This is a genomic window from Streptomyces sp. NBC_00029 (assembly GCF_045160505.1).
GTDB lineage: Bacteria > Actinomycetota > Actinomycetes > Streptomycetales > Streptomycetaceae > Streptomyces.
Genome location: NZ_CP108292.1, coordinates 2675011 through 2689320, shown reverse-complemented (window position 1 = coordinate 2689320; position 14310 = coordinate 2675011). Strand labels below are relative to the sequence as shown.

Below are 14310 nucleotides of genomic sequence, written 5' to 3'. Positions count from 1 at the left end.
ACCGAAGGGGAGGGGGACACGATGACACCGCAGCCGCACGCCGGCGCACTGCTGCGCCACGCCGCGGTCTTCCTGCCCGCCGCCGTCCCCCGCGAGGGGCGGGTCGCCTTCTGGGCGCCCGACGGGGACGCCCTGCCCGAGACCGGGAGGCAGGGGCCGCTCACCGTCGTGCGCCCGCACGGCGACGGGGTCCGCAGCCGGACCGTGCCCGCGGTGACCTTCTCCGTCGCCTCCGCCCTGCCCCTGCTCGCGCAGGCCCCGCGCAGCCCCGCCGCGCATCCCGCCACCCGAGCCTGGGGCACCGCCGCCCGGCAGGCGCTCACCCTCGCCGCCCGCGGCCGGCTGCTTCCCGGGCTCACCCCCGAGGGCGTCGACGCCTGGCGGGCCGGGCCGCTGGACGCCGCCGACATCGACCATCTGCGCGCGGTCGCCGCCGCGCTGCCGCACGAGGGGTACGCGACGCCCCTGGCCGGGCGCCGTCCGCTCCAGCTGCCCGAACCGGAGGCGCTGGTCCGCGCCTTCCTCGACGCCGTCGCCGACGGTCTGCCCCGTACCCCGGCCGCTGCCGTGGCCGCCGGGCGTCCGTTCGCCGCGCGGGAGCCGCAACAGGTGCCCGGGATAAGGGACTGGGCCGCGCAGGTCGCGGCCGGATCCGACACGGGCGTGGGGATCTCGCTCCGGCTCGACCTGTCCTCCTTCCGCCTCTTCGACGAGGCCGAGGAGGACGACACCCGGCGTGCCGGGGCCGCCGTCGTGCAGGTGCACAGCCTCGCCGATCCGACCCTGGTCACCGATGCCGGGCAGTTGTGGGCGGGCACGGCGGCCGCCGGCTTCGGCCCGCGCGCCCGGATCGACGCCGTGCTCGCGCTGCGCCGGGCCGCCCGGGTCTGGCCGCCCCTGCTGCGCCTGCTGGACCAGCCCGTGCCCGATGCGCTCGCCCTGTCCGACCCGGAGCTGGAGGACCTGCTGGGGGTGGCCGCGAGCCGGCTGGCGGCCGCCGGAGTCCTGGTCCACTGGCCGCGCGAGCTGGCCCGTACGCTCTCGGCGACCGCCGTCGTACGGTCCACCGCCCCCGGTTCGGCGACCGACGGGACCGCCTTCTTCGACGCCGAGCACCTCTTCGCCTTCTCCTGGGAGCTGGCGCTGGGCGGCGACCGGCTCACCCCGGGGGAGATGGACGCGCTGGCCCAGGCGCACCGGCCCGTCGTCCGACTGCGGGACCAGTGGGTGCGGGTCGATCCGGACCTGGTGCGCAAGGCGCGCAAGCGGGAGCTGGGCGTGCTGGACCCGGTCGACGCGCTGGCCACCGTGCTGACCGGGACGGCCGACATCGGTGGCGAGCCCGTCGAGGCGGTTCCGGTGGGGGCGCTGGCCGCCCTGCGGGACCGGCTGACCGGGGAGCAGCCGCCGCTGCCGCAGCCCGCCGCCCTCAAGGCCACCCTGCGCGACTACCAGGCGCGCGGCCTGGCATGGCTGGACCTGATGACCTCCCTCGGGCTCGGCGGCTGCCTCGCCGACGACATGGGCCTGGGCAAGACCGTCACGCTGATCGCGCTGCACCTGCACCGGGACCGGCCCGAGCCGACGCTCGTCGTGTGCCCCGCGTCCCTCCTCGGCAACTGGCAGCGGGAGATCGAGAAGTTCGCCCCCGGCACACCCGTGCGCCGCTTCCACGGCGGCAGCCGCAGCATCGAGGACCTGACGGCGTGTGCGGGCGGGTTCGTCCTCACCACGTACGGGACGATGCGCGCGAGCGCACCCCTGCTCGCCGAACAGAGCTGGGGCATGGTCGTCGCCGACGAGGCGCAGCACGTCAAGAACCCGCATTCGGCGACGGCGAAGGCGCTGCGCACGGTGCCGGCACCGGCCCGGGTGGCGCTGACCGGTACCCCGGTGGAGAACAACCTCTCCGAGCTGTGGGCCCTGCTCGACTGGACCACGCCGGGACTGCTGGGCCCGCTCACCGCCTTCCGGGCCCGCCACGCCCGGCCGGTGGAGCACCAGACGGAGGAGGACGGGGGCAACGAGGCGGCGGTCGCCCGGCTGTCGGCGCTCGTGCGGCCGTTCCTGCTGCGCCGCAAGAAGTCCGACCCCGGCATCGCGCCCGAGCTGCCGCCGAAGACGGAGACCGACCACCCGGTCTCCCTCACCCGGGAGCAGGCCTCGCTCTACCGGGCCGCGGTGGACGAGGCGATGGCCGTGATCGAGTCGAGCGAGGGCATGGAACGGCGCGGCATGATCATGAAGCTGCTGGCCTCGCTCAAGCAGATCTGCAACCACCCCGCGCAGTACCTGAAGGAGGAGCAGCCCCGGATCCCGCACCGCTCGGGCAAACTCGCCCTCCTGGACGAGCTGCTGGACACGATCCTGGCCGAGGGCGGCTCGGTGCTGGTCTTCACCCAGTACGTGACGATGGCCCGCCTGATGGAACGGCACCTGCAGGCCCGCGGGATCAGCTCCCAGCTGCTGCACGGCGGGACGCCGGTGCCGCGCCGCGAGGAGCTCGTGGACCGTTTCCAGGCGGGTGAGGTCCCGGTCTTCCTGCTGTCCCTGAAGGCGGCCGGCACCGGCCTGAACCTCACCCGGGCCGGGCACGTCATCCACTTCGACCGCTGGTGGAACCCGGCCGTCGAGGAACAGGCCACCGACCGCGCCTACCGCATCGGCCAGACCCAGCCCGTCCAGGTCCACCGGATCATCGCCGAGGGCACCGTCGAGGACCGGATCGCCGAGATGCTGGAGGCGAAGCGGGCCCTGGCGGATGCCGTCCTGGGCTCCGGGGAGTCGGCGCTGACGGAGCTGACCGACCGCGAGCTGGCCGACCTCGTCTCCCTGCGGAGGCCCGGATGATCACCGCACGGGACGACCGCCGCCGTACCTTCGAGACCGTGCCCGCCGGGGCCGAGGCAGTCAGCTGGTGGGGCCGGGCCTGGGTGTCGGCGCTGGAGGAGGTCTCCCACGACACGGCCCGCCTGACCCGGGGGCGTGGGTACGCCGAGGCGGGGCACGTCGACGCGGTCACGGTCACCCCCGGCCGGATCGTGGCGTACGTCCGGGGCAGCCGGCCCCGCCCGTACCGCACCGAGCTGACCCTGCCCGCCTTCGCGGACCGGGAGTGGAGCGAACTGCTGGAGGCCGTCGCGGCCGACCCCGCGGCGCTCGCCGCCCTGCTGGAGCGGGAGGTTCCGCAGTCGCTCGCGGAGAGCGTCCTGCCCGGCGCGGGCGAGCTCGTCCCGCACTGCTCCTGCCCGGACTTCGGGCGTCCGCCGTGCAAGCACGCGGCGGCCCTCTGCTACCGGGCGGCCCGGCTCCTGGACGAGGACCCCTTCGTCCTGCTGCTCCTGCGCGGCCGGGGGGAGCGGGAGCTCCTCGACGAGCTCACCCGCCGCAATGCCGCCCATGCCGCGCGCGAACAGCCCGATGCGGCGCCCGGCTTCCCCGGCGTTCCGGCCCGGGCGGCGCTCACCCGGACCGGTCTGCCGCTGCTGCCCGCGTCGCTTCCCGTGCCGGCCGCGGTGGGCCTGCCGCCCGCCTGCCCGGCCGACCCGGCGGCGCCGGACCCGCTGGCACTGGACCAGCTCGCCTCCGACGCGGCCGCCCGCGCCCTCGCCCTGCTCACCACCGGAGAGGACCCGATCGCCGGACTCACCCTGTGGCAGGACGCCGTCCGGCTGGCCTCCGCGCACCCCACGGCCGGACTGACGGGCGCGGCCCGCACCCTCTACCGGGACCTGGCCCGGGCCACCGGCCGCAGCACCACCGACCTCGCCCGGGCCGCGGCGGCCTGGCGCCAGGGCGGCCGCCCGGCCCTCGACGCCCTCGAAGAGCCCTGGGACCCGCCGGCCGGTCCCTTCGACCGGGCCCGCCCGGCGCTCCTCGCAGCAGGCCAGGGCGCCTTCCGCCCCGACCGCAACCGCCTGACGATCCACACCCGCCAGCTCCGCCTCGGCCGCGACGGCCTCTGGTACTGCTACGAGGACCGGCTGGGCGACAACGACTGGTGGCCCAGGGGCCTGCCCTCGACGGACCCGGTCAGCGCGCTGCTGGGCTGATGCCTTCCGCCCAGCGGGTCAGGGTGGTGAAGTCGCGGTCGCGCAGGCCGTGACGCGGGTGGATGCGCAGCAGGAGGGCCGGGCCCGGGTGGTGTTCGGCGACCCAGGCGCGGTCGCGCGGGGTGATCATGTCGTCGACCCAGGCGAAGGGCCGGCCGGCCGCCCAGTCGCGCAGGTGGCGGGTCTTCCACGAGAGCCCGTCGGGGTCCTCGGCGAAGAGTTCGGGCCACTCGACGACGGAGAGGTCGCCCGGCAGCCCGATGTGCGGGGAGATCATCGTGTTGGCCTGGTGGGTCCAGGCGGTGGCCCAGGTGAGCTCGAACGGCAGGGCCAGCAGCCGGGCGCCGTGCGTGGGGTGGAGGCGCACCCGGGCGCCGCGCCGGGCCCTGCGGGACTCGGGGTCGCGGTAGGAGAGCCAGACGTCCGGCCACATCCGGTGGCTCCGGTATCCGCGCAGGCCGGCGAGAGGGGACCGGAAGGGGTTGAGAGGGCCGTCCACGTCGAGGAGGAGCAGCGGGCGTTCAGTCATGAAGTCCCAGTACCCAGTACACGATTGAGTGAAATGCCTACCGTCTCTATAACCCGAATGGGGTCGACGCGTTGTTTCCGGTGCGGGGACATTACCCGCGAACTCGTCCGGAAGGCAGGAAAACTGATGCGTCACAGTCGTCGGAATGGCTTGATCGCGGCGGTGGTTGCGGGAGGCGGACTGGCGGTCGCGGGTGTGGGCGGATTCGCCCATGCCGACGCGGACGCGGCCGGCCGGGCCGAGCGCTCGCCGGGTCTGCTGTCCGGAAACCTCATCCAACTGCCGGTGCACGTACCGGTGAACGCGTGCGGGAACACCGTGAGCGTGGTCGGCGTCCTCAACTCGGCCGCCGGGAACCGCTGTGCCAATGAGGCGCCGGCCGGTGGCGGAGGGCATTCCGGGTCGAGGGCCGCGGATTCCTCGACGTCACGGTCCGGGAACGGGGGAGGGGCGGTCGCCGAGGGTCGCGGAAAGGATTCGCCGGGAGTTCTCTCCGGCAACGGCCTCCAGCTCCCGGTCGAACTCCCGCTGAACATCAGCGGCAACGCGGTGAGCGTGGTCGGCATCGGCAACTCCTCGCAGGGCAACACGTCCGTCAACGGCGAGGAGCCCACGGGTGGCAAGCCCGTCCAGCCGCCCGTCGTCGAAGAGCCCGTGACCACGCCCCCGGCTCCGGTCCGGCCCGCCGAGCCGGCCCCCCGGCCCGCCCCGCCGCGGCACAGCGAGGCGACGGCGCTCGCCCACACCGGCTCCGACGGCGTCGGGTACCTGCTGCCCGGCGGCGGAGCGCTCCTCCTGGGCGGTGTCCTCCTCTACCGCCGCTTCCGCCTCAACTGATCGGCTGAGGAGCGGACGCGGGAGGCTGCGTCCCGGGCTGCGTACGCCATCCGTCCAGAATGGCATCGATCCGCGGGGCCAGCCGGGCGCGGGCCGCGAAACGCGGCACTCCCGCCATCAGCAGCGCGTCGTACTCGGTGTCCGTGTGCCGCACCGCCGCTCGTACCGCGACCGACACCGCCAGTTCATCGAGGGCGCGGCCGGCCGCGGTACGGCCCACCCGGCCGCTGCCGCGCACCGAGGCATGGGTGGCGATCGCCACGGCCCGGTCGGCGGGACATCCGGGGAACAGCCGCACGATCTCGGCGGCGAACGCCGCCGTGAACCGGGTGTCCTCGGCCGCGCGGCGCCGCCGGTCGCGCTCCCGGCGGCGCGCCCGCGCCTCGGAGTCCGCGAGACAGGCGCGTTCCGCGCGGGCCAGGGCGGCCTCCTCGACGAGGAGCCCCAGGCGTTCGTAGCGGTGGCGGCGCCTGTTGAAGCGGACGACGACGGCGCACAGCGAACTGGCCTCGCGGGAGCGGCGGGTGAGCGCCGTGTCCCCGCGCGGGAGATAGACGAGATGGCCGAGATCCGTACAGTCCAGGCAGCGGGGTACGCCGGACTCGCGCACGAGGTGCCGGAGCGGGCCCTGCCGGCAGTCGGCGCAGTGGATCTGCTTCAGCGACTCAAAAACCACCAGGCTCATAGACGTGTGATACCGCTGTATGACCCTCATATCACCTGGTGAAGAAGGCATGTTGATGTTTCGTCGACTGTTCCTGGATGCCCCACGGTCCTTTTACGGTGGAGCGGTGGACCGACCGGGGTCCGGCCGAGGAGGGCACATGGGTGGGCGGCAGGCGATGGCGGTACGGCCGAGCGGGGCGTGCGTGGCCACCTTCCCGAATGGCCGGGAGATAGTCATCCCGCCGGGCGGCTGCACCGGCTGGCACTTCCACCGCGTCCGGCTGGACGCGGTGGTCCTGGCAGGGACCCTGACGCGGGTCCTGCACGACCGCACCGTCGAGGTGCATCCGGCGGGGACCAGCTTCGTGGAACCCGCGGGCATCCGGCACATCCACCTGGGCCACAACCTCGGTACCGAGCCGGTGGTGCTCCGCGTGACTCCCGCGCTCCCGGAGGGCGCCCCCTTCGCGATACCCACCCCGGCTCTGCCCGGGATCACACCGGAGGTCTGCGGACCGCACAGCCACTGAACCCCGGCCGGGCAGGACCCGCGGGCGGCAGCCTCACACCAGCCGGCGGATCTCCCCGCGGACCCGGTAGAAGCCGCCCGAGGCCGCGTGCAGCCCGTCCACCACGTACCGGGCGCCCGCCTCCCGTATCCCCCGGGGGAACTGCACGTTCCACGAGGGGTCGAAGCCGCCCGACACCACCTGCACCCGCATCCGGTTGCCCTGCTGGACGCACTCCACCACCACGCCGCCCGCCGGGGCCGCGGCCATCGATATCGTCGCCACCGCCGAGGCCGACGCGGCCGGGGTGAACACCGGCAGCGCCTCCGCCGACTTCACGTCCATCGGCGCGGGCACCGAGCCCTGCTGGGCCGCCGCGATCGCCTGCTCCGTCGCATCCACGCAGACCAGCGATCCGTCCGTGGTGACCAGGTACAGCCGCCCGTCCAGGTACTGCATCGACAGCGCCGACCCGCCGCCCGTCCCCAGCTTCCACAGCCGCCGTCCGTCGGCGTCGAAGCAGTAGACCGAGGAGGAGGAGTCGCCGGCGAAGACGTGCCGTCCGTCGGGCGAGGTCGCGCACGAGTACACCGCCGCGTCGCACGCGTAGGAGGCCTCCACGGCCCCGGTCGCCTTCGACAGCCGCTGCACGGTGTTGCGGACCGTGCCCGCATAGACCGAGTGCTCCTCCTGCCAGCCGAACAGCACCCCGCCGGGCGTCCTGGTGTGCCACAACTGCCCGGTGCCGTTGGCCGCGTAGGCCGTCACACCGCCGCTGTGCCCGTGGTAGACCGCCCGCTCGTCCGCCCGGACCATCCAGGCGCCGCCGCCGGCGGACTTGCGTGACCACTGGTGCTCGTCCTCGTGGTCGATGACGGTCAGGCCGCCGTTCGCGTCGGAGACGTTGAGCACGCCCTCGTGGATGTCGAGCCAGTAGATGTCCACGTCCGCGGCGATCGCGTAGGCCCCGAAGGGGACCTTCGACGACAGGTCGTACACCGTGCCGTCGTCGCAGCCCGCGTATATCCAGAACTCGTCCGCCACCAGGCACTTCACCCCGTCCGGCAGCGAATACCGGGCCAGCACCTCACCGCCGTGGCTCAGCGTGTAGACATCGCCGGCCTGATTGCCGACCCAGCAGCGGTCCTCGTCCACGTGGATGCCGAAGGCCGAGGACCCGGTACGGAAACGCCACAGCACCGGGGCCACCGCACGCGCCGTCGACGGCGCCGAGGCCACCTGGCGGCGGGTCACCGACCGGGCGGCGCGCTGCCCCTGCACGGCCGGGGCGTAGCCCTTGCGGACCTTCTCCCCGATCTTCTTCGCGGCGGCCGCCCTGGCCTTCTCGGCGCTCGGGAAGGAAGAGGTCTGCAGCTGGCCGTCCGCGCCGATGCGTCCGTACCGCACGGAGACGGCCGTGCCGTCCACGGTCACCTCGTAGAACTTGTGCGCCCCGCCGTCGTCCTGCGACAGCTCCAGATACGTGGTCTCCCGAGCCATGACAAACCTCTCCCCAAAGCACGGGCCGCCGACTTCCTTTGCGGCCGGTGATCCCTCGTGAAAAACGCTAAGGCCCACCACTGACAATGGGCCGGTGCAGTGGGAATCGATCACATGGCAGCGGATGGCCGAGCGGCTCGCCGGTCACCTCGACGACCTCGACAACGACCTCGACAACGACCGCGACAACGACCGCGACAACGCCCCCGAGCAGGGCACTTGGCAGCGGGTGGGCATTGACGGAGCGCCCGTCGCCGGTACCGGCGCGCTCGCCGGCCGGCTCGCCGAAGCGCTGCGGCTGCGCGGACGCCCGTCTTTGGTGGTGGCGGCCGACGGTTTCCTGCGGCCGGCCTCGCTGCGCTTCGAGTTCGGCCGCCAGGACGTGGACTCCTACCTCGGCGGCTGGTACGACACGGCCGCGCTCTGGCGGGAGGTGTTCGGCCCGACCGACCCCGGTGGCACCGGGCGGGTGCTCCCCGACCTCTGGGACCCGGTGACCGACCGGGCCACCCGCAGCCCCTACGCCGAACTCCCGCCCGGCGGCGTGCTGCTCGTGCACGGCCCGCTGCTGCTGGGCCACTGGTACCCCTTCGACCTGAGCGTCCACATCCGGCTCTCCGCGGGGGCGCTCGCCCGCCGCACCGAGGAGTCCGCGCGCTGGACGCTGCCCGCCTTCGCACGCTACGAGGCCGAGACCGACCCGGTGTCGGCCGCCGACGCCGTGGTCCGGGCCGACGACCCCCGCCATCCCGCCTGGACGGGCATCCGGAACCGCTGACGGCCCGCCGCCGACGCCGCCGGCCACGACATGCGCATTGCGCCGTCCGCTACGGCCGGCCGCCCGGCCGGGTCACCGCCAGCGCCGCGGCCCGGCACCCGGCGCGGGCGGCCTCCGCCGGGTCCGCGCCCTCCAGCCGGGCCGCCAGGAAGCCCCCGGTGAAGGCGTCCCCGGCGCCCGTGGAGTCCACCGCTTCGGCCTGCTCCGCCTCCACCTCGGCGGTGATCCGCCCGCGTTCGGCGATCAGCGCCCCGGCCGCGCCCCGGGTCACCACCACCAGCGGCACCCGCCGGCTGAGTTCCGCCGCCGCCCGGGCCACCCCGGCCGGCTCCGGCAGTCCGGCCAGCAGCCGGGCCTCGTCCTCGTTGGGCAGCAGGATCTCCGCCCCCGCCACGGCGTCGAGGAAGCGCTGCGGCCCCAGAGCGGCCAGGAACCCGGCCGAGGCGGGGTCCACGCTCACCGGCACCCCCCGCGTCCGGGCCGCCCGCAGCGCGACCATGGCCAGCTCCCGGCTGCTGTCGGCGAAGAACAGATAACCGGACAGGTGGAGATGGGCCGCCCCGTCCAGCAGGGACGGGGCCCAGTCGGCGGGGCACAGCCGCAGCGAGGCCCCGCTGTCCGTCAGGAACGTCCGCTCCGCGTCCTTGCCGACCAGGGCGACGACCGTCCCGGTCGGCTCCTGCACGTCGATCACCAGCCGCGGCCGCACCCCCGCGTCCACCAGCGCCCGCTCGTGCCAGCGCGCCGATTCGGCGCCCACCCGCGCCAGGAGACGTACCTCCGCGCTCCCCGTACGGGCCGCCCAGCACGCCGCGTTGGCCCCGGCCCCGCCCGGCAGGGTCCGGATGCGGGCCACGGTGTCCGTGGCCGGAGCCAGTGGATCAGGATGTATGGCCACCACGTCCGTCACCACGTCCCCGACGACGAGCAACGCCCCCGGTCCGGTCATGCCCGTGCCGCCCAGGCCCCCGCGATCCGGGCCCCGAGCCGCACGTTGCCGCGCACCGCCGCCAGGTTCGCCTCCAGCGAGGCCCCGTCCGTCGCCCGTACCAGGAACCCCAGCAGGAACGGTGTCACCGCCTGCCCCGTGATCCCGCGCTCGCGGCACTCGGCGAGCGCCTGCGCCAGCACCCGGTCGTGGAGCTCCGGATCCAGCTGCTCCTCCCGCGCCACCGGATTGGCCACCAGCAGCGCCGACTCCGTTCCCCCCAGCGCGTCCTGAGCGGCCATCACCGCCGCGACCTCCTCGGGCCGGTGCACGGTCCAGTCCACCGGTTCACCGGAGTCGGCCAGGTAGAACCCGGGGAAGCGGTCGGTCCCGTAGCCGAGCACCCCCACGCCCAGCGTCTCCAGCCGCTGCAACGTGCCCGGCACGTCCAGGATCGACTTCACGCCCGCGCACACCACGGTGATCCGGGTCCGCGCCAGCAACGACAGGTCCGCCGACTCGTCCTGCGTGTGGGCCCACTCCCGGTGCACGCCGCCCAGCCCGCCCGTGGCGAAGACCCGCAGACCCGCCCGGGCGGCGAGGAAGGCCGTCGCGGACACCGTCGTCGCCCCGGTCGCGCCCGTCGCCAGCGCGGGGGCGAGATCCCGGTGGCCGAGCTTGCGCACCCCGTCGCCTGCCGCGATCCGCTCCAGCTGCTCCTTGTCCAGGCCCGCGTACGGCACCCCGTCCAGGACGGCGATCGTCGCCGGAACGGCGCCCTCCGCACGGACCAGGGCCTCCAGTTCGAGGCCCACCGCCAGATTGCGGGGGCGGGGCAGACCGTGCGCGATGATCGTCGACTCCAGGGCCACCACGGGCTTTCCCCGGGCGAGTGCCTCGCGTACCTCGGCCGACAGGACCGGTCCACCGGACAGGGATGCAGTTGCTCTGTGCTGTGACATGTCCCCATCCATGGCACGGGATTGCCGCCCCCAAACGCTCACGCGCCACACCCGTCCCAACCTGTCCGAGTAGCGTTCCCCCATGGACACGAGCGGCTTCTACGACGAGCTGGCGGGCCGGTACGACCTCATCTACGCAGACTGGGACGCCAGTACGACCCGCCAGGGCAGGGCCCTCGACTCCCTGCTCACCGCCGCACTGGGCCCCGGACCGCACACGGTGCTCGACAACGCCTGCGGCATCGGAACCCAGGCACTGGGCCTCGCGGTGCTGGGCCACCGGGTCACCGGGACCGACCTCAGCCCCGCCTCCGTGGCCCGCGCCGCCCGCGAGGCCGCGCAGCGCTCCCTCGCCCTGCCCGTCGCCGTCGCCGACATGCGCGCCCTGCCCTTCGCGGACGCCTCCTTCGACGCCGTGGTCTGCGCCGACAACGCCCTGCCGCACCTGCTGACCGCCCGGGACGTGTCCGCGGCCCTGGCCGAAACCCTGCGGGTGCTGCGCCCCGGCGGACTGCTCCTGCTCTCCACGCGCCCGTACGGGGAGCTGCGCCGGGCACGGCCGCAGAGCGAGCCCCCGCACGTCCACCACGGCCCCGACGGGCGGACGGTCACCTTCCAGCTGTGGCACTGGCACGCCGACGGGGAGCGGTACGACCTGGAGCTGTTCCAGCTGCTGCCGGCCGGCGACACCTGGACCACGCGGATGTCGAGCACGGCGTACTGGGCGCTGCCCGAGGAGGAGACGGCCGGGTACGCCCGGCGGGCCGGCTTCGCCGATGCCCTCTGGCACGCGCCGGCGGACACCGGCTTCCACCAGCCCGTACTGGCCGCCCGGCGCCCGGCCCGACCCTGACCGGCGCCGGGCGCGGCCGCTGGACAGGGTGACACGTGCGGCGGCCCGTTCCTGGACGCTGTGGTCACCGCGCCGCCCGGCGGGCCGCACTAGGCTGGCGCGCCATGAGCACCAGCGATCACTCCACCGCCCCGGCCCCTGCGCCCGCCCCCGCTTCCTTCGCCGTCTCCGTCGCGGACGTGGAGCTGGAGGCCGACGACCTCGACCCCGGACAGATCGTCTCCGGCGAGCCCGTCGTCACCGGCAAGGTGCTGTGGGAGTCGCCGGACGGCAAGCAGGTGCGCGGGATCTGGCAGATCACCCCGGGTGTGGTCACCGACGTCGAGGCCGACGAGCTGTTCGTGGTGGTCAGCGGCCGCGCCACCGTCGAGGTCGAGGGCGGCGCGACGCTGGAGGTGGGCCCCGGCTCCGCGTGCGTCCTGCGCGAGGGCGACCGCACGACCTGGACCGTGCACGAGACGCTGCGCAAGGCCTACCAGATCAGCTACTGACGCCCTTCGAGGGAGCCGGCGCGGCAGCGGGAGCCGCCGCCGGCGGTACGGGGTGGCGGCGCGCCGTGTACAGCGCGAGCGTCGCCACCGGCAGCAGCAGCGCGGCGCCGACGGCGTTCAGCCAGCCGTAGCCCGCGCCGGACATGATCAGCCCGGCGGCCGCTCCGCCCAAGCCCGCGGCCGCGTTCATCGTGAGGTCGCTCAGTCCCTGTACGGCGGCCCGTGCGGGCTGCGGCACCGAGTCGGTCAGCAGGGCCGAGCCGGACACCATCCCCGCGGACCAGCCGAGGCCGAGCAGGAAGAGGCCGAGGGTGCTGCGGCCGTGGCTGGACCCCGCCGTTCCGGCGAGCAGCGCGGCGACCGAGAGGAGCCCGGCGGCCAGGCCGATCACGGAGAGCCGGCCGAGCCGGTCCGCGAGCCAGCCCATCACGGGAGAGAAGGCGAACATGCCCGCGATGTGGATGCTGATCACCAGCCCGATGAGCTCCAGGCCGGCGCCGTGGTGTCCGAGGTCCACGGGGGTCATCACCATGATCGAGACCATGGTGGTGTGGGAGACGGCGACGGTGAGGAGGGCGAGGCGGGCCCGCGGTGACGCCTTCACCGCGGCGAATCCGGCCCGCAGCGAGCGCCCTTCGCGGCTCTGCTCCTCGGGCGTGGCGAGCGCCCGGGCCGTCAGCAGCGGGTCGGGTCGCAGGAGTACGCCCATCAGCGCGCCGGTCAGGAGGAAGACGGCGGCGGCCCAGACGAACGGGCCGGCCGTCTCGGGTATCGCGGTGCCGGCGAAGCTGCGGCTGGCCGGTGCGGACAGGTTGGGGCCGAGCACCGCGCCGATGGTCGACGCCCAGACCACGAGCGAGATGGCCCGGGCGCGACGGTCGGGGGCGGCGAGGTCGGCGGCGGCGAACCGGGCCTGCAGGTTCGCCGAGGAGGCTGCGCCGAAGGCGGCCATGCCGAGCAGCAGCAGCGGGAAGTTCTTGACGGTGGCGGCGACGACGACCAGGACCGCTCCGGCCGCGCCGATCCCGTAGGCCAGGACCAGCCCGGGGCGGCGGCCGCGCGCGGTCATCAGCGCGGCGAGCGGCAGCGAGACCAGGGCGGAGCCGATCACTGCGGCGGTGGAGGCGACGCCGGACAGCGCCTCGGTGCCGCTGACCTCGGTGGCGAGTACGGGGGCCAGGGCGATGCTGATGGGCACGCCGAGGCCGCCGAGGACCTGCCCGGCCATGAGGACCCGGGAGGTGCGCCGCTGCAGCCGGGCCAGCTCGGGCGGGCCGAGGGGCCGCACGGACGGGTCGGTGCCGGGCGAGGCGGTCACGCCGTACACCGGCTTCGTGGGTGCGTGACACGGGGCGCGGGGGACGCGGGGAGGCCGGGTGCGGCGGCAGGAGTAGTCACCGCCGCAGTGTGCCAGCCCTTACCGCCCGGCGAAACCGTGCCCGAGTCCGACAGGAGACAGGCAGGATCCCGGCGGGAGTCCGGCACGGCTCCGGCCGGTCCGCGGTCCGGCTCGTCCGGTCGGATCCGCAGGTCAGGGCCATGCTCGCGACCGCGCCCGGCAGGAAGGCTCCGCACCCCTCCCGTCGGCGCTCAGAACAGCGGCTGCGGGAGCACGCCCTCCAGCGCGAGCAGCTGTCGCTTGGTCTCCACCCCGCCGCCGAAGCCCCCGATGCCCCCGTCGTTCTCCACCACCCGGTGGCAGGGCACCACCAGCGGCAGCGGGTTCGATCCCATGGCATTGCCGACGGCCTGGGCGGCCCCGGGCTGTCCGACGCGCGCGGCCAGCTCCCCGTAGCCCACGACCGAGCCGTACGGCACGGAACGGTCCAGCTCCTGGAGCACCTGCCGGTTGAAGCCGGAGCTGAGGCGCCAGTCCAGCGGCAGCTCGAAGCGCCGCAGCGAACCCGCGAAGTATGCCGCGAGCTGGCGTATCGGCTCGGCCAGCAGCTCCTCCTCGCCCGGTGCGGGACGCCGGGCGTCGGCACCGAGCCGGGAGACGAGCGGGCCGATCATCCGGTCGACACGGTCCGGCTCGGCATGGAACTCGATCCGGACCAGACCCTCCGGAGTCGCGGCCAGGAGCAGGGGCCCGCCGAGGACACCGTCGGTGGTGACGACGGTCCATTCGAGGTGCGGCCCGCGGGGCCGCTCGGTGCTGTCCACGCGTCCACGGTACGGCCAGGGACCGACAGCGCCGCCCCGTTC

The 14310-nt window shown here is 74.7% G+C and carries 14 protein-coding genes; 7 read left to right on the top strand and 7 right to left on the bottom strand.

Annotated elements, in window-relative coordinates:
* The first annotated feature begins 21 nt into the window (after positions 1 to 21).
* Both OG753_RS12885 and OG753_RS12880 read left to right on the top strand, forming a co-directional pair.
* Entirely contained in the window at positions 22 to 2850 is a 2829-nt protein-coding gene (locus OG753_RS12885; RefSeq protein ID WP_327261938.1) for a DEAD/DEAH box helicase, read from the top strand.
* Positions 2847 to 4052, top strand: a complete 1206-nt coding sequence (locus tag OG753_RS12880) for an SWIM zinc finger family protein (protein WP_405788502.1) — start codon at positions 2847 to 2849, stop codon at positions 4050 to 4052. Before OG753_RS12885 ends, OG753_RS12880 begins: the two co-directional genes overlap by 4 nt.
* Here OG753_RS12880 and OG753_RS12875 read toward each other — a convergent pair.
* Positions 4033 to 4581, bottom strand: coding sequence for a hypothetical protein (locus tag OG753_RS12875; RefSeq protein ID WP_327261936.1), 549 nt, complete (start codon positions 4579 to 4581; stop codon positions 4033 to 4035). The genes OG753_RS12880 and OG753_RS12875 overlap by 20 nt on opposite strands.
* A 162-nt stretch (positions 4582 to 4743) precedes the next feature.
* Here OG753_RS12875 and OG753_RS12870 point away from each other — a divergent pair, with 162 nt between their 5' ends.
* Positions 4744 to 5418, top strand: coding sequence for a chaplin (locus OG753_RS12870; protein ID WP_405788501.1), 675 nt, complete (start codon positions 4744 to 4746; stop codon positions 5416 to 5418).
* On the opposite strand, the gene OG753_RS12865 is transcribed toward OG753_RS12870, so the two are convergent.
* On the bottom strand, positions 5411 to 6103 hold the full coding sequence (locus OG753_RS12865) for a DUF2293 domain-containing protein (RefSeq protein ID WP_405788500.1): 693 nt from the start codon (positions 6101 to 6103) through the stop codon (positions 5411 to 5413). The two genes, OG753_RS12870 and OG753_RS12865, sit on opposite strands and share 8 nt — an antisense overlap.
* Before the next feature lie 139 nt (positions 6104 to 6242).
* Here OG753_RS12865 and OG753_RS12860 point away from each other — a divergent pair, with 139 nt between their 5' ends.
* Positions 6243 to 6614, top strand: coding sequence for a cupin domain-containing protein (locus OG753_RS12860; RefSeq protein WP_405788499.1), 372 nt, complete (start codon positions 6243 to 6245; stop codon positions 6612 to 6614).
* Positions 6615 to 6647: 33 nt separating this feature from the next.
* Here OG753_RS12860 and OG753_RS12855 read toward each other — a convergent pair whose 3' ends face one another.
* The gene (locus OG753_RS12855) at positions 6648 to 8093 is read right to left on the bottom strand and encodes a WGR domain-containing protein (protein WP_327261932.1); all 1446 of its coding nucleotides are present in this window, start codon (positions 8091 to 8093) and stop codon (positions 6648 to 6650) included.
* Between the two features lie 94 nt (positions 8094 to 8187).
* Here OG753_RS12855 and OG753_RS12850 point away from each other — a divergent pair, with 94 nt between their 5' ends.
* A complete protein-coding gene (locus OG753_RS12850; protein WP_405788496.1) occupies positions 8188 to 8871 on the top strand; it encodes a uridine kinase in 684 nt (227 codons plus the stop codon).
* Positions 8872 to 8920: 49 nt separating this feature from the next.
* Here OG753_RS12850 and OG753_RS12845 read toward each other — a convergent pair whose 3' ends face one another.
* Positions 8921 to 9820: a PfkB family carbohydrate kinase gene (locus OG753_RS12845; RefSeq protein WP_327261930.1), complete on the bottom strand. Its 900-nt coding sequence runs from the start codon at positions 9818 to 9820 to the stop codon at positions 8921 to 8923.
* The gene (locus tag OG753_RS12840; RefSeq protein ID WP_405788494.1) at positions 9817 to 10761 is read right to left on the bottom strand and encodes a pseudouridine-5'-phosphate glycosidase; all 945 of its coding nucleotides are present in this window, start codon (positions 10759 to 10761) and stop codon (positions 9817 to 9819) included. The genes OG753_RS12845 and OG753_RS12840 overlap by 4 nt, the downstream gene beginning before the upstream one ends.
* An 82-nt stretch (positions 10762 to 10843) precedes the next feature.
* Here OG753_RS12840 and OG753_RS12835 point away from each other — a divergent pair, with 82 nt between their 5' ends.
* Both OG753_RS12835 and OG753_RS12830 read left to right on the top strand, forming a co-directional pair.
* On the top strand, positions 10844 to 11614 hold the full coding sequence (locus OG753_RS12835; RefSeq protein WP_405788492.1) for a class I SAM-dependent methyltransferase: 771 nt from the start codon (positions 10844 to 10846) through the stop codon (positions 11612 to 11614).
* Between the two features lie 104 nt (positions 11615 to 11718).
* Positions 11719 to 12105, top strand: a complete 387-nt coding sequence (locus OG753_RS12830) for a cupin domain-containing protein (RefSeq protein ID WP_327261927.1) — start codon at positions 11719 to 11721, stop codon at positions 12103 to 12105.
* On the opposite strand, the gene OG753_RS12825 is transcribed toward OG753_RS12830, so the two are convergent.
* Together OG753_RS12825 and OG753_RS12820 are read right to left on the bottom strand one after the other, a co-directional pair.
* Complete coding sequence (locus tag OG753_RS12825; protein ID WP_405792631.1) at positions 12095 to 13333, bottom strand: MFS transporter; 1239 nt, start codon at positions 13331 to 13333, stop codon at positions 12095 to 12097. The two genes, OG753_RS12830 and OG753_RS12825, sit on opposite strands and share 11 nt — an antisense overlap.
* Before the next feature lie 362 nt (positions 13334 to 13695).
* Positions 13696 to 14268 carry a methylated-DNA--[protein]-cysteine S-methyltransferase gene (locus tag OG753_RS12820; protein WP_327261926.1) on the bottom strand — a complete coding sequence of 191 codons (573 nt, stop codon included), beginning with the start codon at positions 14266 to 14268 and terminating at the stop codon, positions 13696 to 13698.
* Positions 14269 to 14310 lie beyond the last annotated feature (42 nt).

What these genes read in the sequence shown, in the direction of transcription:
- OG753_RS12885 (WP_327261938.1), top strand. Translation starts at nt 22, where the DNA reads ATGACACCGCAGCCGCACGCCGGCGCACTGCTGCGCCACGCCGCGGTC.
- OG753_RS12880 (WP_405788502.1), top strand. Translation starts at nt 2,847, where the DNA reads ATGATCACCGCACGGGACGACCGCCGCCGTACCTTCGAGACCGTGCCC.
- OG753_RS12875 (WP_327261936.1), bottom strand. Translation starts at nt 4,581, where the DNA reads ATGACTGAACGCCCGCTGCTCCTCCTCGACGTGGACGGCCCTCTCAAC.
- OG753_RS12865 (WP_405788500.1), bottom strand. Translation starts at nt 6,103, where the DNA reads ATGAGCCTGGTGGTTTTTGAGTCGCTGAAGCAGATCCACTGCGCCGAC.
- OG753_RS12860 (WP_405788499.1), top strand. Translation starts at nt 6,243, where the DNA reads ATGGGTGGGCGGCAGGCGATGGCGGTACGGCCGAGCGGGGCGTGCGTG.
- OG753_RS12855 (WP_327261932.1), bottom strand. Translation starts at nt 8,093, where the DNA reads ATGGCTCGGGAGACCACGTATCTGGAGCTGTCGCAGGACGACGGCGGG.
- OG753_RS12845 (WP_327261930.1), bottom strand. Translation starts at nt 9,820, where the DNA reads ATGACCGGACCGGGGGCGTTGCTCGTCGTCGGGGACGTGGTGACGGAC.
- OG753_RS12840 (WP_405788494.1), bottom strand. Translation starts at nt 10,761, where the DNA reads ATGTCACAGCACAGAGCAACTGCATCCCTGTCCGGTGGACCGGTCCTG.
- OG753_RS12835 (WP_405788492.1), top strand. Translation starts at nt 10,844, where the DNA reads ATGGACACGAGCGGCTTCTACGACGAGCTGGCGGGCCGGTACGACCTC.
- OG753_RS12830 (WP_327261927.1), top strand. Translation starts at nt 11,719, where the DNA reads ATGAGCACCAGCGATCACTCCACCGCCCCGGCCCCTGCGCCCGCCCCC.
- OG753_RS12825 (WP_405792631.1), bottom strand. Translation starts at nt 13,333, where the DNA reads ATGGCCGGGCAGGTCCTCGGCGGCCTCGGCGTGCCCATCAGCATCGCC.